The sequence below is a fragment of the Nocardia sp. NPDC050408 genome (assembly GCF_044458905.1).
Lineage (GTDB): Bacteria > Actinomycetota > Actinomycetes > Mycobacteriales > Mycobacteriaceae > Nocardia.
Genome location: NZ_JBITIL010000004.1, coordinates 720,013 through 738,527, shown reverse-complemented (window position 1 = coordinate 738,527; position 18,515 = coordinate 720,013). Strand labels below are relative to the sequence as shown.

Below are 18,515 nucleotides of genomic sequence, written 5' to 3'. Positions count from 1 at the left end.
GCCCCGCCGCGCGCCCCCCCCGTCCCCGCCCCCGCCCCCCGGGGCCGCGCCGCGCGGGCGCGGCCGCGAGACACCAGGGGGCCGCGAACCCGCAGCGCCGAAGGCGCTGCCATTAGACAGAGCCGGTAGCATAGGGGTTGCCGGTTTCCGGCTTCACGAACCCATTTGCCGAGAGGAACAAGTTGTCACCCGCGTCCGAGGGCGCCGCACAGGAGGGCTCCTCTACCGAGCCGGGTGACAAACCCGGCGCTCTCCGTCCCACAGCCGCCCGATCCGATTCAGCTCATCGTATGTTTCGCAGGTGGTGCTGACGATGTCCGTCGTGCTCACCGTGCTCAGCCTGATCGGGTTCATCGCCCTCACCGCCGGCACCGCATTGTTCGTTGCCGCCGAATTCTCACTCACCGCATTGGAACGCAGCACCGTCGAGTCGCATGCGCGCACGGTCGGGGATGCCCGCTCGCGCATGGTCCGGCAGGCGCACACCACGTTGTCGTTCCAGCTCTCCGGGGCCCAGCTCGGTATCACCATCACCACGCTGATCACGGGTTATATCGCCGAACCCGTGCTGGCCCGACTGTTATCGCCGCTGTTCACCGCGCTCGGTCTGAGCGAAGGTGCGTCGCAGGGCATCTCGCTCACCTTGGCGCTGCTGCTCGCCACCTCGCTGTCGATGATCTACGGCGAGCTGGTCCCGAAGAACATCGCGATATCGAAGCCGCTGCGCACCGCGCGGGTGACCGCCGGCCCGATGATCGCCTTCTCGGTGGTGTTCAAGTGGATGATTCACTTCCTCAACGGCACCGCCAACTGGGTGGTCCGCCGGCTGGGTGTGGAACCGGCCGAGGAGTTGCGTTCGGCGCGCTCCCCGCAGGAACTCGGCTCGCTGGTGCGTACTTCCGCGCTGCGCGGCGCGCTGGATCACCGCACCGCGCAGCTGGTCGACCGCTCACTGCAATTCGGTGAGCGCAGCGCCGAGGAGCTGATGACACCGCGGGTCAAGATCGAATCCCTGGACAAGTCCGACACCATCGCCGATCTGATCGCGGCCGCCAGCCGCACCGGTTACTCGCGCTTCCCGATAATCGACGGCGATCTGGACAACACCCTCGGCGTGGTGCACGTCAAACAGGCGTTCACCCATCCGGCGAATGTCCGCAACACCATCCCGCTGCATCTGCTCGCCCGGCCGGTGCCGATCGTGCCCGCCAGCCTCGACGGCGACGAGGTGCTCGAACGGGTACGCGCCGACGGCATGCAGGTCGCGCTGGTGGTGGACGAATACGGCGGCACCGCGGGCATCGTGACCATGGAGGATCTCATCGAGGAAATCCTCGGCGATGTCCGCGATGAGCACGATGAGGAAGAACGCGATGTCCGCCGGGTCGCCGACGGCTGGGACTGCTCGGGGCTGCTACGCATCGACGAGGTCTCCCGCGCCACCGGCTACGACGCGCCCGAGGGCGAATACGAAACCCTCGGCGGTCTGGTGCTCACCCGACTCGGCCGCATTCCGGTCATGGGCGATGAGGTGGTGCTGCCGAATCCACGGTCCACGCACCGCTATTCGAACGACGATGACGGCGGCTGGATCGCAAAGGTCGAACGGATGGACGGGCGGCGCATCGATCGGATCCGGCTGGTCCCGGTCGCGGCCGCCGCACTGAAGGAGAACAGCCATGGCTGATCTCCTCGGCGTCCTGTTCACGGTGGTACTGCTGGCCTGCAATGCTTTCTTCGTCGCCGCCGAATTCGCGCTCATCTCGGCCCGTCGGGACCGGCTCGAGGCGCTCGCCGCTCAGGGAAAGCGCAAGGCGCACACGGTGATCCGGGCCGGCGAGAACCTGTCCATGATGCTGGCCGCCGCGCAACTCGGCATCACCATCTGCTCGATCCTGCTCGGACGGGTCGGCGAACCCGCGGTGGCGCATCTATTGGAGGGGCCGTTCGAGCTGGTCGGCCTGCCCGAACAGCTGCTGCATCCGGTGGCCTTCGCCATCGCGCTGGCGATCGTGGTGATCCTGCACATTCTGTTCGGCGAGATGATTCCGAAGAATATCGCGCTGGCCGGACCGGAACGCAGTGCGCTGCTGCTGGTTCCGGTGCATCTGATGTGGTTGCGGTTGGCGCGTCCGCTCATCGCCCTCTACAACCTGGCCGCGAATCTGTCGCTGCGCATGTTGCGGATCGAGCCGAAGGACGAGCTGCAGGCGACGGTCTCCAGTGTGGAGCTCGCCGAGATGATCGGTGAATCGCGTTCGGAGGGACTGCTCGACGAAGAGGAGCACCGCCGCCTCACCCAGGCGCTCGGTACCTCCGATCGGGTGGTCGGCGATGTGATGGTGCAGTTGGCGACGGCCCGCTCGGTTCCGCTGCGCGGCAATGGCACCACGCTCGGTGATATCGAAACCGCGGTCGCCGAAACCGGTTTCTCCCGGTATCCGGTGCGCGCGAGCGACGGTTCGCTGGTCGGGTATCTGCATGTGAAGGATGTGCTCGACAAGGTCGCCGACGAAAGCGCGGGACCGAATACGCCCATCCCGCGCACCGATATTCGCCCACTGCCGACGGTGAGCGCCGGTACTCCCCTGTACGAGGCGCTGGCCCGCTTGCGGCGCACGAACTCACATCTCGGCCGCGTCGTGGATACCCGCGGCAATACGGTGGGCATTGTGGCGCTGGAGGATCTGGTGGAAGAGTTCGTCGGCACCGTGCGCGACGGGACGCACCGGGTGATCGAATGATCGTGCTGGCCGAGTCCGAGTGGCGGGCCAGTGCCGCCGCGCACCGGGCTCGGCTGGACGAGCTCGTCGGACCGTATCTGGAACGGCGCGCGGCGGGCTCGTCACATCCGGTGATCGATTTTCTGTTCACGTATTACGGACATAAGCCTGCCCAATTGCGGCGCTGGCACCCGGGATTCGGTATCGCTTTGACAGGCGCGCGGGAGTACGACGGGGCTCGTGGGTATCACCAGCACGGCGCGGCTGTCTACACTGCCGACCCCGCATTCATCCAGCGGCGTCGCGGCACCATCGAATTCATCGCAAAACTGCTGCACGCCACCGCATCCCGGCCAGCACAGCTGTCCTGCTTCGGCCTGCACGAGTGGGCAATGGTGTACAAAACCGACGAGGTCCGCCACCAACAGGTGCCGCTGCGACTGGGCGGCACCGGCACCGACGCGGTCGTCGAATCTATGTCTTTGCGCTGCACACACTTCGACGCATTCCGCTTCTTCACCCCGGACGCCGTCGGCCGCAACGCGGAGCCATTGACGCGCGCCGACCAGGTCGCCCGCGAACAGCCCGGCTGCCTGCACGCCAATATGGACCTCTACAAATGGGGTTTCAAACTGACCCCGCTCCTCTCCTCCGACCTATTGCTCGACTACTTCGAATTCGCCTGCGCCGCACGCGAACTCGATATGTGCGCCAGCCCGTACGACCTCACCGACTACGGCTACGAGCCGGTCCGCATCGAAACACCGGCGGGGCGTGCCGAATACGTCCGGGCGCAATCGGAATTGGCCGAGCGGTCGTCGGGACTCAGACAGTCCCTGCTCGACGTCTGCACATCGCTACTGAGATACGACACCGAGCCACTCACCGCCAGCTAGCGTGGCGCCGAACCAGGCTGATTACCTGGCATTTCCGCCAAAACCCACCTTTAAGTTACCGCCTGTTAATACCATTCAGTCAGTTAATGCTCCGTCTGAGTCGGCGCGGCCTGTGCCCATGATGAGGAAGTTGGGATGCAACGATGCACCCGAAGCTGACACTGCGCCGCGCGCGGCCCTTGGCCTTGTTCGCCACCACGATCGTGGCCGCGATGATGTTGCCGAGCAGCGCATCGGCCGATCTGCAAGACGATATCGCCACCGCGGTTCAGGAGTTCCTCGATGTCGGTCGGACGTCGGTGCCCCGGGCGGACTGCGGACCGGGGGCGATGCCGGAAACCGGGCTGCAGGGCGATGTTCCGGCCGCCGACCGCGATAGTCGGCGCAGCACCCAGGGCTACTCCTGCAATATGTCGATGGTCGGCAATTACGCCGGGCGCGGCGCGGGCATCACCTCCACCAGCTTCGACCATTGCGCGTATATGGGTTCGTTCTTCCCCGGCGACTTGATCAGCGAGGGCCGCGGCGTCCAGGTACTCGACGTCTCCGATCCGGCACACCCGCGCCCAACGGTCACCCTGACCGAACCCGCGATGCTCGCCGGCACCTGGGAGAGCCTCAAGGTCAATACCGAACGCAAACTGCTCGTCGGGACAGGTGTGCCGCTCGGCGAAGGCATCGGCTACCTATCTGTCTACGACATCTCCGATTGTGCGTATCCGAAGCTGCTCAATCCGGGACCAGGCACGAATCTCGCCATGCCGCTGCCGATCACCACGCATGAGGGCGGCTGGTCTCCCGACGGCCGCACCTACTGGGCCTCGGGCGTCGCGCCCGGTTTCGTCAGCGCGGTCGATCTCACCGATCCGACCAATCCGCACGTCATCTGGCAGGGGTTGACCGGGATCGAGGCGCACGGATTCGGCATCAGTCCGGACGGCAACCGCATGTACCTATCCGCGCTGGGCGGATTCACCGTCCTCGATATCAGCTCCGTTCAGCGCCGCGACCCCGACCCGCAGGTCACCCATATCGGCCGCACCTTCTGGACCGACGGCTGGGCCACCCAGCACAGCATCCCGGTGACCTACGACGGCAAGCCCTACCTCTACACCGTCGACGAAGGCGGTTCGGGCGGTGTGAAACTCATCGATATCTCCAACGACACCGCACCGAAGGTCGCCGGGAAGGTAAAGCTGGAGATCAACCTGTTGCAGAACATCGACAGCAATATCGGTAGTTCGATGGGCGGTTCGGTCTTCGCCTACGAATCGCACTACTGTGCCGCCGACCGCCCGGACAATCCGACCGCACTCGCATGCGGCTGGATCTCCTCCGGCATCCGGGTTTTCGACGTCCGTGATCCGCACAATATCCGTGAGATCGCCTACTTCAATCCGCCCGCACGGACCGGCCAGAACCTGAGCCTGTGGAACTCACCGCACGCCCTCGCCTCGATCATCGGCGTGCCGTTGATGAGCACACCACCGGCCGCACGCGCGGTGTTGGAGGGGCAATTCGATCCGTTGGACGCGCTCACCCCGCGCACCGGCAAGCTCGCCTTCGGCGACGTCTCCACCGATTGGTGCTTATCGCCGCCGGAGTGGCGCGGCAACCAGTTGTATGTCGCCTGCTCCGATAACGGATTCATGGTGCTGCAACTGGAGAACGATGTGTACACGGCGCCCGAGAATCAGCAATCGACCGTCGGGTCGTAGCCGTGTCCCGTTGGTTCCGAGTCGGCGCGCTCGCCTCTGTCGCATTCGTCCTGGTGGTGCTCGGGGCGGCGCTGCGTCCACTCTTGCTGCCCGAAGAGCACACGGCCGCACCGGTTCTCAATGCGGTCGAGATCGGCTACGCGCAGGATATGACGGCACATCATCAGCAAGCGCTGATCATGGTGCAGCGCTTGGATCGTGGCGTGGACCCGACCGTGCTGCGGTTGGCGCAACAGCTTTCGGACGCGCAGCGCATCGAGATCGGGACCATGCTGGGGTGGCTGCGGTTGGCCGATGCGTCGCCACTGTCGTCGCATCCAATGGCGTGGATGCACACCGATGCCGCTGCCACGCAACATCATCCGAGTGCGAGCCAGGCGAATAGCGATGCGATGCCGGGCATGGCGACTACCGCCGAACTCGACGCGCTGGCCGCAGCGCGCGGTCACGACGCCGAAATCCTCTTTCTGCAACTGATGTTCCGTCATCACCAGGGCGGACTGGTGATGGCTCGTGCCGCCGACGAACTACTGGCCTCCGGACCTGTCAAGGAAACCGCCCGCTCGATGTTCCAGAGTCAGAGCCAGGAGGCCGGTGTGATCAGCGTGCTGCTCACCCAACTCGGTGGTCAGGCCCCGCATTAGCCGACCCGCGCCCGCTCACCGGATGCGGGTCGAACACACGGTGTCAACTCAGAGCTTTTTGCCAGAGTGCCTCGGTTTTCGGAGGGGTCCGGCCGGTCGTAGACGGTGTGCGCCTGTCGGCAGCTGCGGAGGTAAGGTCGATCCAGATCGACGGCACAGAAAGGCTCGAGCGACACGTGATCCGGACCGAGACAGTCACCGTCCCCGAACACGTTCACGGATATCCCGACGTCGCGTTCGGCGGATACGTCGCGGGTCTGGTGGCCGGGCCGTGCGAGGCCACCGAGATACGTGTCGACTTCCGCGCACGGGTGCCGCTCGAGACCCCGATGTCATTGCGCCCCACTAGATCAGGTGGATATGCGCTCACCGACACAGACGGTGCGTTACTCGCCGAATCGACTCCGGCGGTGCTCACCATCGATCCGCCGAGCGCACCGAGTTGGGCCGAGGCGAAATCCGTCACCGACGCGGCCATGGTGTCGCGCCGTGTCACCGATTGCTATGGCTGCGGCGCCGCATGTGCACCCGGCCGCGGCCTGCGCCTGCTCACATGGGACACAGCGGATCACGACCTCGTCCTCGCCGCGTGGACTCCCGATCCCGAGTTGGCCGACGAATCCGGCCGACTCCCACCGGAAGTCGTCTGGTCCGCCCTCGACTGCCCCGGTGGCTGGACCGCCATGCGCAAACAAGGCATGGGCTTCGGCGGTGTGACCGCGGCCCTCACCGCCACCCAACTTCAGCCCATCTACCCCGACTCCCCCTACATCTCCTACGCCTGGCCCGTCAGTCATCAGGGCCGCAAATACACTGTCGGCATAGCCCTCGCAACGACCTCGGGCGATCTCTGCGCCGTCGCCGAAGCCCTCTGGATTCAGCCCAAACCCTGAACCAACTCCGTCGCGGTGGGCGCTTACTTCATAGTGGCGAGGTTGTGCCAGAGGTTTCGCAGGCTGTCGGTGCCGCCGAATAGCGTGGTGAAGTTGGTGGAATCGATGAGCACGATATCGCCGGCTCGCCTGCCTGCGGGTGGCATCCAGATCAGCGCATTGAATTCCGTGTTGCCGGCGGCGGTGAAGGGATGGGGCCGCTTGGGATCGACACGCTGGCGGCCCAGGACACGAAGTGTATCGGTTTCCGGCGCGGTGAGCTCGTAGTGCGGTAGATGGGGGTGGAAGTTGAATGTCGTGACGTTGTCCAGTAACCGGGGCGCGTCCAGATCGCGGAACCCGGTCAAGGGTGCGATCTCATCGGTGCCGTCGACCACCGCGGGTCGCAGGCCCCATTTGTTGTGCACGGGCACATCGAGGGCCCGCATGAGCGAGCGTGTGTACTGGCCGAATCGTTGCTGCCGCGGCACCAACGGGTCGCCGTGATGCTCGAATTCCATTTGTCGCTGCGCATAGTCGTCGGTGCACCCGACGTCGTGGTGCGGTGCCAGCAGCAGACAGGTGCCTTCGCGTTGTAGCCAGTCGCGGATCGCATCGCACTCCTCCGGTGTGGCTTGCTGCTCGGAGAGCACGTGATCGAGCCCGAACACCAGCAGGGTGTCGGTGTCGGCCAGGATCCGCTCGTCGATCGGCAAGGGGTAGCCCGCCTGGTCGATACGCTGGAACACCGCGACGGGGTGACCGGTGGCCTCGCCGGCCAATTGCTGAAACGCCAGCGTCGAGCGATGAAACAGTTCCAACGTGCCTGCGATGCCCTGTAGGAAGTGCGCGGCGTCGTATTCCGGGGTCTCGTAGCTCGGCCACAGCACGTTGCGGACCTCGGTCATCGTCGAGAAGCGGTTGTACATCGCGGCGGGATCGCGTTGAGCCTCCCATGGATAGCTCCACGTCCAATAGATGGTCATCCGCCGCCGCCCGTCGTGGTTGCGCGGAATGTGGGTCTGGTTGTAGGTGCGTGCCGACGACAAGGTGCTGCTGCTCATGGTGTCACCTCTCGGCTGTCGAGCGTGGCCAGGTATCGCAGAGCGCTGATGCTCGGAAGGAAGAAGTACGCGCCGCCGGTGAGCGTGGTGAATGCAGGCAGGCCCGGGTGCACCTTGCGAATGGGCCGCTTGGGGATCGTGAAGTCGAAGGTGCCGTCCTGGGTACCGCAGATGGGGTCGTGTTCATTGCCGAGTTCGTGGAATGTCTTGTCGTTGATCCAGACGTTTTGAGCGAACTCGAACTGGCGTACCAGGCTGACGCAGATGATGAACGCGGCGATCCCGCGGTCCACCCCGTCGTCGGGGGCATCCTCGGGTAGCGCGGGCCCGTAGGTGGCGCCGCGGCGAATCATCCTGCGGCGGTTCATATTTGCTGCGGTGTCGCGAGGATTGAGGCGCCGTGCATGCGCGCCCAGTGGTACCGCGTAGCCGTGCGGATCCATCTCCTTGTAATTGAAGTCATTGTTGCGCATGGGATCCGCACCCAGCGCCGGATCATCCCGGTCCGGGGTCAGCACCAGGGGCGCACCGCTACGCCAGCGGCCCATGATCTTCGCGGCCAGCAACTCCTGCCCGTCCGGGGTGTCCGCATGCTCCCGCAGATAGTTCCGAAACGCGCCGACATGTTCTTGCAGCCGCCGGTAGGCCATATAGCTGCCGTTGCGGAACAACACCTCCGGCCGCGGCAGCGCTCGCGGTGGCCCTTCCTCGTCCGGATAGCCCAGGATGAATTCCCCGGGTTGCAGCGCTGCCCCCGACCCGGGGGTCGGCGCTTCACCGGATCCGTCGATCACCGGCTGGGACAAACGATCTCGGAACCCGAAATGGTCATGGGCGTAATCGAAGGGCGGCGTCGCGTTCAGATCCAGGAACGACAACACGCGCACACCGGGGCAGCGGGCCACCAGCTTGTCATGTTCGGTAGTGCAGCGCTGGTGCTCGGCGTCGGTGCGAGCGAACAGGATCGCGATCGCGTGCAGGTCCTCACCTGCCAGCCCGCCTACCCAGTTGTCGGGATGAGCAGCGCCCGTGTCGCCCAGGATGTCCGCGCGTGCGGCCATGCCTTCGCGGAACTCGTCCGGGAAGGTAGCGAGCACTTCCTCCGGCACGCCGAGCGCCCGCAGCCCGTGCCAGGTGAAGGCCAGCGTGACCCAGCGGTCGGAACTGTCCATCGTGGCGCGCGCATCTGCCGCCGATTGCACGCGGTCTATCAGCGGCGTCAACCAAGCCCGAGCCCCCGCGGGATCGTCGAAGGACAGGAACTCATAGCGGCCGGTCATCGCCGGGGTCCGGGTCAGCAGGATGTGCTGAATATCGTCGAGTTCTAGCATGGGTCAAGGTACTTACTGCATCTGATCGAGCATTTCGGAGAACGCCGCCTTCAGTCGCAGCGCCTTTTTGATCTCGATGCCGGTGACGTAGGGGTACTCACCGTATTCGAGGAAGCTCGGGAATTGATGCTCGCGAACATATTTCACGAACGACGCCGGATTTTCCTTCCAATCCTCGGGGAATCCTTCGAGATTCGTGAAAACCGTTGTTATGCCGGTCTGCGAGAACAGAGTAACGGCATCCTCGGTGTATTTGTCGAAATCGGTATCGAAGATGCCTTGATATTGGAAATACAGACCCGATCCGACATCGAACAACAGCCACCGTAGATAGTGCAGTCGCAGCGGTGCCAGCACCTCTGGATCAGCGGCTACCGCGGCCTCGAGCTCCTTGCCGTGCGCGCGAATAGCTTCTTCCCGACCGGGTTTCACCTTGGCGATGATCGAGAACCCATAACACGAAGGCGTCCGGGGATAGATCGGACCGTATCTTCCCCGTTCCAGCTCGAAATAGCCCTCCGCCGGGATGGCCATCGCCGCCGGTTTACTCCAGTCACGCTCGGTTATCGACATACCTTCACCCACCTTCCGCGACAGTAAAGCTGGACTTTGCTCATGCTATGCCTTCGGCGCATTACCCCGAAACCCCGGATTGCCCGGTAATCGAGACAGCAGTAATCACCCATGTAGTTTCGGTGAAAGCGCCGGGTGACATCGTAGAAAATTGAACTTGATTGGAATTCCCACCGCTGACGCTCGGATTTGACAGAATCACTTCATGTCGACATCGCCGGAACACACCGAGTCGGAGCCGACCCCGCGCCGGTTATCGACACCGCGAGCCGCCGCGCTGGCCGGAGTGGTCTTCGCGGTGTTGTTCGGTACCACGCTGATCTTGATCCGTATCGACATGCCGGACGGCATCGAAGGCTCGACTCATTGGCTGAACAGCCAGCGGAGCGCGATCCGAATAGCGACGGTGCTCATGCCCTTCGCCGGAATCAGCTTCTTATGGTTCATCGGCGTCGTCCGTGACGGATTCGGGCGCTACGAGGACCGGTTCTTCCTATCGATATTCCTCGGCAGCGGACTGCTGTTCCTGGCGATGATGTTCGTCGGCACCGCCGTCGCGGCCGGTCTGGTGTCGAGCGACACCGACGTCACCGACCCGGCCGCCCGCGCCGAAGTTGTCGACTTCGGCAAGATGATCGTGGTTTCGGCGTGCCAGACCTACGCACTGCGGATGGCGGCCGTGTTCATGATCTCGCTCGCGACGATTTGGCTGAAGACCGGGCTGATGCCCCGCTGGCTCGCCGGTCTCAGTTATCTGGCGGCCGTGGCACTCCTGGTGGCCAGCGAAACGAGCAGATGGATGACGCTGGCTTTCCCGGCGTGGGTGCTCGTGGTCAGTGTCCTCATCCTGGTTCGCTCCCCATCCCGAACGTGACAAACACCCACCAGGTCTGCGCGACTGTGCGACAGTACCCCTTGTGGAGGAGCCAGTTCCTCGCCGTTCGGCCGATCTGGAGATGGTCTACCAGACCGTGGCGGATCGACGTCTGCAATACGAGAACCTGCTCTGGCAGGTTCCCACCGTCAGTCTGACTGCCCAGGCATTCTTGTTCAGCATCTCGATGGCAGCCGCCAACGATTCCATCGCTCGAATAGCCTCGTCGCTACTCGCACTGATCGTGTCGATCATTTCGATCATGCTGATGGCGAGCCATCGCCTTGCCGAGCGCAAGGACGCATTGTGGCTGGAGCAGTTCGAACAGCAGCAGATCGGCGCGGGCAGCTGGGGTGCACACGGCACCGTCTTCGAGACGCGACAGCAGAACGTCGAGCTCGACGTCGGCTGGCTGAACAACCTGATACCGATGCGGCAGATGTTCACAGTATGGGTGGTCGGACTGGGCTGTTTCGGTGTGACCGCCATCTTCATGATCATCCGGACACTGGTTGGTGTCGGGCACTGAGTGGCACCTCGGCCGATATCCGTCAGGTGTTTTCGGTGAACCGGTACCAGGAGCCGTGGAAGGGTTCGTAGCCGATCCCGCCTTGTCCGGCGGAACCGGTGCTCGGGGCGCTGTCCGGGAAATAGGCGAAGCCTTCGGAATTGGTGGCTCCGCCACTGACGTAGAACAGGCAGGCGCCGTCGCGGCGGGTGATATAGGTGACGGTGTAGACGCCCAGACGGGTGCGATGGCCCGGGTTGGCGCAGGCGGCGGCCTGATCCTCGAGGATGGGGCGGGACAGGCGCCAACCGGTGGTTTCGGGGACTTCGTACCACACCAGCGCGGCGAGGGCGACGATCAGCAGTGGCGCGGTCAGGCTCACGAGGACGGCGTGATAGCGGATCAGGCCGAGGATGGCGAAGATGATCGCGACCAGACCGACAACCGAAAGTCCCACCCACAGCAGAACTTTGGCCGGAAAGCTGCCCTGAGCAGCCAATTCCCAGCACAGCGCGGCGCAAAGTAGCGCGATGACGGTGGTGATCGCGCCCATCCAGAGTTCGAACCACAACGGTGTCGGTCGGGTGGCGCTGCTCATGCCAAAGAAGATACGTCGACCTGCCCTGTCCCCGAAGGGAATCGGTTCACCATCTGGTGGAAATATCTCACTGGACGAAGGAAGGCCCCCGGCCTCGGCATCCCATCGAGGGGCCGTGACCGGGGGCCGTCGCACCAGACGTTCAGCTCGGTTATTACAGCGGCGGGAAACCGGCCGAACCGGTTGCCATCCAGTTCCAGAACTGTGCCGCGCGGTTCACAACCAGGGCGAATACATCAAGGACAACGCTTCCCATAAAACTTCCTCACATCCGAGTACCTCGTGCAGCGCCCAGGGTAACGGATCGTTATGCGGGTCGAAACCAGTCATCCACCCCGCCGACGGGCCGTCGCGTGATATCAGGAATCCCCCGCCCGGCAGGCTCCCGGGCGGGGGATTCACGAGTTACTCAGACGCGCAATGCCTTAGACGCAAGCCAGCGCCTTGGCCTCCCGGCGACGACGGTGCAGGATCGGCTCGGTGTAGCCGTTGGGCTGCTTGGCGCCTTCCAACACCAGCTCCCTCGCGGCCTGGAACGCGATGCTGCTCGCGAAGTCCGGCGCCATCGGCCGGTAGTTCGGATCGCCCGCATTCTGCTTGTCGACCACCGGCGCCATCCGCTGCAGACTGGCCACCACCTCATCGGCGGTGACCACCCCGTGGCGCAGCCAGTTCGCCATCAGCTGGCTCGAAATGCGCAGGGTTGCGCGGTCTTCCATGAGACCGACATCCCGGATGTCGGGCACCTTGGAGCAGCCGACACCCTGGTCGATCCAGCGCACCACATAACCGAGGATGCTCTGGGAGTTGTTGTCCAACTCCTGACGCTTCTGCTCATCGGTCCAGTTCGGATCGGCCGCGAGCGGGATCTCCAGGATCTGATCGACGGTGGCGCGACGACCACCGCCGGCGATCTCCTGCTGCCGCTCGAACACGTCGACCTGGTGGTAGTGCGTCGCATGCAGCGTGGCCGCGGTGGGCGAGGGCACCCAGGCGGTGTTGGCGCCCGCACGCGGGTGGCCGATCTTCTGCTCGAGCATGTCGTGCATCAGATCCGGCATGGCCCACATGCCCTTGCCGATCTGCGCCTTACCCGGCAGCCCGGCGGCCAGCCCCGTATCGACGTTCCAGTCCTCGTAGGACAGGATCCACTGCTGGGTCTTCATCTCGGCCTTGCGGACCATCGGTCCGGCCTCCATGGAGGTGTGGATCTCGTCGCCGGTGCGGTCCAGGAAGCCGGTGTTGATGAACACCACGCGCTCCGCGGCGGCCTGGATACAGGCCTTGAGGTTGACCGTGGTGCGGCGCTCCTCGTCCATGATGCCGACCTTGAGGGTGTTGCGGCTCAGGCCGAGCACGTCCTCGATCCGGCCGAACAGCTCGTTGGTGAAGGCGACCTCGTCCGGGCCGTGCATCTTCGGCTTCACGATGTACACCGAACCGGTGCGGCTGTTCTTCAGCTTCTTATCGCCGAGCAGGCTGTGCTTGGCGATGAGCGAGGTGATCAGGCCGTCCATGATGCCCTCGGGCACCTCGTTGCCCTCGGCATCAATGATCGCGTCCGAGGTCATCAGGTGACCGACATTGCGCACGAACAGCAGCGACCGGCCGTGCAGCACCAGCTCGCCACCGCCGAGCGCGGTGTAGACGCGGTCCGGGTTCATGGTGCGGGTGAAGGTCTTATCGCCCTTGGTCACCTTCTCCGCCAGCTCGCCCGTCATCAGGCCGAGCCAGTTGTGGTAGCAGAGCACCTTGTCCTCGGCGTCCACCGCGGCGACCGAATCCTCGAAGTCCATGATCGTGGTGACCGCGGACTCCAGCACTACATCCTTGACACCGGCCGGATCGGTCTTGCCGATCGGCGAGGCAGGGTCGATCTGGACGTCGATGTGCAAACCGTTGTGCTTCAACAGGATCGAGGTCGGCGAGGCCGGATCGCCCAGGTAGCCGACCAGTTCCGCGCCATCGGCGGCCAGCGTGGTGACCTCATCGTTGCTCAGCGTGACCGCCAGCTTGCCGCCGTCGATCGCGTAGTGCGTCGAGGAGCGGTGTGAGCCGTTGGCCAGCGGGGCGGCGGTATCGAGGAACTTGCGCGCGAATTCGATCACGCGGCCACCGCGGACCGGGTTGTAACCGGTGCCCTTCTCGCCGCCGTCGGCCTCGGAGATGGCGTCGGTGCCGTAGAGGGCATCGTAGAGTGAACCCCAGCGCGCATTCGCGGCATTGATCGCGAAGCGGGCGTTCATCACCGGCACCACCAGCTGCGGGCCCGCGGTGGTGGCGATTTCGTCGTCCACATTCTGGGTGGCGATCTCGAAATCGGCCGGTTCCGCGCGCAGGTAGCCGATATCCCCGAGGAAGCTCTTGTAGGCGGCCTTGTCATAGTTCGCGCCGGGGTGCTCGGCGTGCCAGGCATCGAGCTTGCCCTGGATCTCGTCGCGTTCGGCCAGCAGGGCGCGGTTGCGCGGAGCGAGGTCGTTGATGACCTGCTCGGCTCCGGCCCAGAACGCGGCGGAATCTACGCCGGTTCCGGGGAGCGCCTCGTTCTCGATGAACTCGTGGAGAACGCTGGCCACCTGGAGCCCGCCGACCTGAATCCGCTCTGTCATCTACTGCCTCACTTCTGAGAAAGCCGGGTGGGAAAAATCGCAACCAATGTTACCCATCGGTAGTGATGTGACGGTCTGTCGGGGCCTTGATTGTATCGTCCGGCGGAATTAATGTACTGATTGGAACATTACCGGCAGCCGAAGCTATGGAGCGCAATGCCAGGACAGTCGTTAGCGGAGAAGGTCGCGCTGGTCACAGGTGGTAGCCGCGGGCTCGGTCGGGAGATGGTGCTGGCCTTCGCCGCGGCCGGCGCGGATGTGGTAATCGCCAGTCGCAAGCTCGACGGGTGCGTCGAACTCGCCGATGAGGTGAAGAACACCCATGGTCGGCGCGCATTGCCGGTGGCGTGCAATGTCAGCGATTGGGCGCAGTGCGATGCGCTGGCCGAGACGGCCTACGCGGAGTTCGGCAAGGTCGACGTGCTGGTCAACAATGCCGGGATGTCGCTGCTGTATCCGAGCCTGGATCAGGTGAGCGAGCAGATGTTCGACAAGGTGATCGCGGTCAATCTCAAGGGGCCGTTTCGATTGTCGACCTTGATCGGTACCCGGATGGCCGCTGCCGGTGGCGGGTCGATCATCAATATCTCCTCGATCGAGGCGACACGACCGGAACCGCTCGCGGTCCCCTATGCGGCCGCCAAGGCCGGATTGGCCAACCTCACCGGCGGACTCGCGCAGAGTTTCGCACCGGCGGTGCGGGTCAACACGATTCAATGCGGTCCGTTCGAGACGGATATTTCGAAGGCATGGCCCGATGAGTTGCGGACGGAGCTGACTCGACATATGGCCCTCGGGCGGGTCGGCCGCCCGGAGGAAATCGTCGGCGCGGCACTGTACTTCGCGACGGACGCCTCGGCCTACTGCACCGGCGCAACCCTGGCACTGGACGGCGGCTGGCGATGAAGGCTCTGACTTACCAAGGACCACAGCAGATCTCCTACACCGAGTTCCCCGATCCGGTACTGCCCGGCCGTGATGGGGCCATTGTTCGGGTGACCGCCTCCGGAATCTGCGGTAGCGATCTGCACATCTACGCCGGGCACGGCTTCACCGACGGCACCGGATACAGCGTCGGGCACGAGGCGGTCGGCGAGATCGTCGAACTGGGTTCGGATATCCGCGGGTTCGCGATCGGTGACCGGGTGCTGGTCTCCGCATCCGTCGGCTGTAACCGCTGCGCGAAGTGCAAGGCAGGCATCGTGGCGGCCTGCGAACGCCATCCAATGCCTGCGGACGCCTGCTACGGACTCGGCGGCTCGCTCGCGGGTGCGCAGGCCGAATATCTCGCCGTCCCCCATGCCGAGGGGAATCTGGTACGGCTGCCCGATACGGTCAGCGATGGGGCGGCGATCGTGCTCACCGATAATGCGCCGACCGCCTGGTACGGCGCGCGCCGCACCCGCATCGCGCCGGGTGAGACCGTAGTGGTGATCGGACTCGGACCGGTCGGGCTGATGGCCGTCCAGTCGGCATTCGCGATGGGCGCGTCGCGGGTGCTCGGGGTGGATCTGGTGGCCGAGCGCCGCAAGCGTGCCGCCGAATTGGGCGCGGAGATAGTCGAATCCGAGCAACCCAAGACCGTCATCCGAGAAATGCTCAGCGGCGGTGCGGATGTCGCGATCGAGGCGGTCGGCGCCGATGCGACCATCAGTCTCGCCATCAGCGCCGTCGGACATCGTGGCCGGGTCGGCGTGGTCGGCGTCAGTCATAACCGCGCCTTCCCATTTCATATGCAGTTGGCGCAGGTCAAGGAGCTCGAATTCCATATCGGACTCTGCTCGATCCAATACGAGCTGCCCGCACTGCTGCGGCTCACCGCGGCGGGGCGAATTCGACCCGAAGCCGTTGTCACACACCGATTCCCGATGTCGGAGGGCGCGAACGCCTACCGCATGTTCGCCGACCGTGCAGACGGGGTGTCCAAGGTCGTCCTGGATCCGCGCAAATGACGGCCGCATCGCGCAGCGATTCGATGAGTGGCGGTGGCCGAGTGACGGGTGGGCCCGAATTGGCCTCGCCTCGTCGTCGCGGTCGTCCACCGGCCGCGGAGACCACCGCCGAGGCGACCAGGGCGCGCATCGTGGCAGCCGCGGTGGAACTGTTCGCGGAGCAGGGCTTTCACGGCACCGGCGTCGCGGAAATCGGTGATCGAGCCGGGGTGCAGCGGGGCGCGCTGTACTACCACATCGGTTCCAAGGAAGAGCTGCTCTGGCAGATCCTGCGCGATTACATCCAGCTCATGCTCACCGACGCACGGCGGATCTCCCGCGGCACCGACGACCCGATCGTCAAGTTGCGCAAGCTGATCCACAGCCACGTGGGGCTGATCATCGAGCACCGCCGCGAGGTCGCCATCCAATTGCGCGATGTCACCGCGCTGACCGGTGAGCGCGGCGAAGAACTGCAGGAAATGCGGGACGAAATACAGGCCTGCTGGCAGCGCGTCATCGACGCCGGTCATGCGGCGGGCCTACTGCGCACCGACGATCACGTGGTCACCAACAGTGTGCTCGGCATGCTGAACATGGTGACCTTCTGGTACCGCCCGCACGGCGGCCGCTCCCCCGACGAAATCGCCGACATTGTGGCGTCCACCATTCTCGACGGCATCACCGACACGAAAGGCTGACCATGGCTTGGGATTTCGAAACCGACCCGGAGTACCAGCAGAAGTTGGACTGGGCGTCGGAGTTCGTCCGCACCGAGGTGGAACCCCTCGACCTGCTCTACCCGAATCCCTACGACCGCACCAATACCGAGGCAATGGCGCTGATGCGGCCGCTGAAGGAGAAGGTTAAGGAACAGGGCCTGTGGGCCTGCCATCTCGGACCGGAGCTGGGCGGACCCGGCTACGGGCAGCTCAGGCTCGGCCTACTCAACGAGGTACTCGGTACTTCGGTGTGGGCGCCGTCGGTATTCGGTTGCCAGGCACCGGATTCCGGCAATGCGGAAATCCTCGCGCACTACGGCACCCCGGAGCAGAAAGCCAAGTACCTGGAGCCGCTGCTGGCTGGTGAGATCGGCTCCTGCTACGTCATGACCGAACCGACCGGCGGCTCGGATCCGACGCTGTTCAAGACCCACGCGGTGCGCGACGGCGACTCCTGGGTCATCAATGGCGAGAAGTGGTTCAACTCGAACGCGCAGTTCGCCAGCTTCCATATCGTCATGGTGATCACGAATCCGGATGTCAGTCCGTACCAGGGCATGTCGATGTTCATCGTGCCCGCCGACACACCCGGCCTGGAGATCGTGAAGAACTTCCACGTGCACGGTTTCAGCGAGCACGAGGGACATCTGCGCTTCATCGATGTCCGGGTGCCCGCCGATCACTTGCTCGGCCAGGAGGGGATGGGTTTCATCGTCGCGCAGACCCGCCTCGGCGGCGGGCGGGTGCACCATGCCATGCGCACAGTCGCGTTGGTGCGCAAGGCCTTCGACATGATGGCAGAACGCGCCGTCTCGCGGCCGATGCGCAAGGGGCCGCTCGCGAGTCTGCAGATGACCCAGGAACGCATCGCCGACAGCTGGATCGAGATGGAGCAGTTCCGCCTGCTCGTCCTGCGCACCGCCTGGCGCATCGATAAGGAGCAGGACTATCTGAAGGTGCGCAAGGATATTGCCGCCATCAAGGTGGCGATGCCGAAGGTGATGCACGACATCGCCCAGCGCGCACTGCATCTGCACGGCGCCATCGGCGTCAGCCAGGACCTCCCGTTCGTCGACATGATGAACTACGCGGAGGTCATGGCGATCGCCGACGGCCCCACCGAGGTCCACAAGATCACCCTCGCCAAGGAAGTGCTGAAGGATTACACCCCCGGCGACCCGGTCTACCCCAGCGGCTACCGCCCCGCCCTGCGCGAACAGGCCCGCGAACTGGTGGCCCGCCGCCTCGAACACATCGTCGGCAACCTCTGAAATCTCACAATTCGGCGGCCACGGGGTGGACGCTCAGCGTATGCGGACGCCACTTCCGGAACTCCCCATTCGCCACGCGGTCACCCCGGCGGACGAGCCTGTTGAGCTGGTTATCGGCCGCATCCGCCGAACGTTATCGGTGCACACCCGGATAAACCGGGTCTAACCTGGATGCCCGGAG

17 protein-coding genes are annotated in these 18,515 nt (G+C 64.6%); 12 read left to right on the top strand and 5 right to left on the bottom strand.

Translation table 11 applies throughout. The features are described 5' to 3' along the window. Positions 1-313 precede the first annotated feature (313 nt). From ACIBJI_RS16620 to ACIBJI_RS16595, 6 genes are all read left to right on the top strand, one after another. On the top strand, positions 314-1,687 hold the full coding sequence (locus ACIBJI_RS16620; RefSeq protein WP_364343837.1) for a hemolysin family protein: 1,374 nt from the start codon (positions 314-316) through the stop codon (positions 1,685-1,687). Next, on the top strand, positions 1,680-2,744 hold the full coding sequence (locus ACIBJI_RS16615) for a hemolysin family protein (protein ID WP_364343142.1): 1,065 nt from the start codon (positions 1,680-1,682) through the stop codon (positions 2,742-2,744). The genes ACIBJI_RS16620 and ACIBJI_RS16615 overlap by 8 nt, the downstream gene beginning before the upstream one ends. Then, complete coding sequence (locus ACIBJI_RS16610; RefSeq protein WP_364343145.1) at positions 2,741-3,619, top strand: 3-methyladenine DNA glycosylase; 879 nt, start codon at positions 2,741-2,743, stop codon at positions 3,617-3,619. The genes ACIBJI_RS16615 and ACIBJI_RS16610 overlap by 4 nt, the downstream gene beginning before the upstream one ends. 143 nt (positions 3,620-3,762) lie before the next feature. Further along, positions 3,763-5,337, top strand: coding sequence for an LVIVD repeat-containing protein (locus ACIBJI_RS16605; protein ID WP_397084731.1), 1,575 nt, complete (start codon positions 3,763-3,765; stop codon positions 5,335-5,337). A gap of 2 nt (positions 5,338-5,339) precedes the next feature. Further along, positions 5,340-5,981, top strand: coding sequence for a DUF305 domain-containing protein (locus ACIBJI_RS16600; protein ID WP_364343148.1), 642 nt, complete (start codon positions 5,340-5,342; stop codon positions 5,979-5,981). A gap of 176 nt (positions 5,982-6,157) precedes the next feature. Next, a complete protein-coding gene (locus ACIBJI_RS16595; protein ID WP_364343151.1) occupies positions 6,158-6,874 on the top strand; it encodes a hotdog fold domain-containing protein in 717 nt (238 codons plus the stop codon). A gap of 23 nt (positions 6,875-6,897) precedes the next feature. Here ACIBJI_RS16595 and ACIBJI_RS16590 read toward each other — a convergent pair whose 3' ends face one another. The 3 genes from ACIBJI_RS16590 to ACIBJI_RS16580 are packed head-to-tail and all read right to left on the bottom strand — an operon-like array spanning position 6,898 to position 9,821. After that, a complete protein-coding gene (locus ACIBJI_RS16590; RefSeq protein WP_364343154.1) occupies positions 6,898-7,917 on the bottom strand; it encodes a hypothetical protein in 1,020 nt (339 codons plus the stop codon). Continuing rightward, a complete protein-coding gene (locus ACIBJI_RS16585; RefSeq protein ID WP_397084728.1) occupies positions 7,914-9,248 on the bottom strand; it encodes a Dyp-type peroxidase in 1,335 nt (444 codons plus the stop codon). The genes ACIBJI_RS16590 and ACIBJI_RS16585 overlap by 4 nt, the downstream gene beginning before the upstream one ends. A gap of 12 nt (positions 9,249-9,260) precedes the next feature. Continuing rightward, positions 9,261-9,821 (bottom strand): hypothetical protein, encoded by a 561-nt coding sequence (locus ACIBJI_RS16580; RefSeq protein ID WP_364343160.1) that lies wholly within the window; start codon positions 9,819-9,821, stop codon positions 9,261-9,263. Positions 9,822-10,026: 205 nt separating this feature from the next. On the opposite strand from ACIBJI_RS16580, the gene ACIBJI_RS16575 reads away from it, so the two are divergent. Further along, positions 10,027-10,695, top strand: a complete 669-nt coding sequence (locus tag ACIBJI_RS16575) for a hypothetical protein (RefSeq protein ID WP_364343163.1) — start codon at positions 10,027-10,029, stop codon at positions 10,693-10,695. A gap of 43 nt (positions 10,696-10,738) precedes the next feature. Then, complete coding sequence (locus tag ACIBJI_RS16570) at positions 10,739-11,224, top strand: hypothetical protein (protein ID WP_364343166.1); 486 nt, start codon at positions 10,739-10,741, stop codon at positions 11,222-11,224. Between the two features lie 22 nt (positions 11,225-11,246). Here ACIBJI_RS16570 and ACIBJI_RS16565 read toward each other — a convergent pair whose 3' ends face one another. Together ACIBJI_RS16565 and ACIBJI_RS16560 are read right to left on the bottom strand one after the other, a co-directional pair. Then, a complete protein-coding gene (locus ACIBJI_RS16565; protein ID WP_364343169.1) occupies positions 11,247-11,801 on the bottom strand; it encodes a hypothetical protein in 555 nt (184 codons plus the stop codon). A 425-nt stretch (positions 11,802-12,226) separates the two neighbouring features. Next, positions 12,227-14,410: a malate synthase G gene (locus ACIBJI_RS16560; RefSeq protein WP_364343172.1), complete on the bottom strand. Its 2,184-nt coding sequence runs from the start codon at positions 14,408-14,410 to the stop codon at positions 12,227-12,229. Positions 14,411-14,566: 156 nt separating this feature from the next. On the opposite strand from ACIBJI_RS16560, the gene ACIBJI_RS16555 reads away from it, so the two are divergent. The 4 genes from ACIBJI_RS16555 to ACIBJI_RS16540 are packed head-to-tail and all read left to right on the top strand — an operon-like array spanning position 14,567 to position 18,334. Continuing rightward, positions 14,567-15,316: a glucose 1-dehydrogenase gene (locus ACIBJI_RS16555; RefSeq protein ID WP_364343175.1), complete on the top strand. Its 750-nt coding sequence runs from the start codon at positions 14,567-14,569 to the stop codon at positions 15,314-15,316. Continuing rightward, a complete protein-coding gene (locus tag ACIBJI_RS16550; protein WP_397084724.1) occupies positions 15,313-16,362 on the top strand; it encodes an alcohol dehydrogenase catalytic domain-containing protein in 1,050 nt (349 codons plus the stop codon). Before ACIBJI_RS16555 ends, ACIBJI_RS16550 begins: the two co-directional genes overlap by 4 nt. Then, complete coding sequence (locus tag ACIBJI_RS16545) at positions 16,359-17,042, top strand: TetR/AcrR family transcriptional regulator (RefSeq protein ID WP_396955478.1); 684 nt, start codon at positions 16,359-16,361, stop codon at positions 17,040-17,042. Before ACIBJI_RS16550 ends, ACIBJI_RS16545 begins: the two co-directional genes overlap by 4 nt. Positions 17,043-17,044: 2 nt before the next feature. Further along, positions 17,045-18,334, top strand: a complete 1,290-nt coding sequence (locus tag ACIBJI_RS16540; RefSeq protein WP_397084722.1) for an acyl-CoA dehydrogenase family protein — start codon at positions 17,045-17,047, stop codon at positions 18,332-18,334. Positions 18,335-18,515 lie beyond the last annotated feature (181 nt).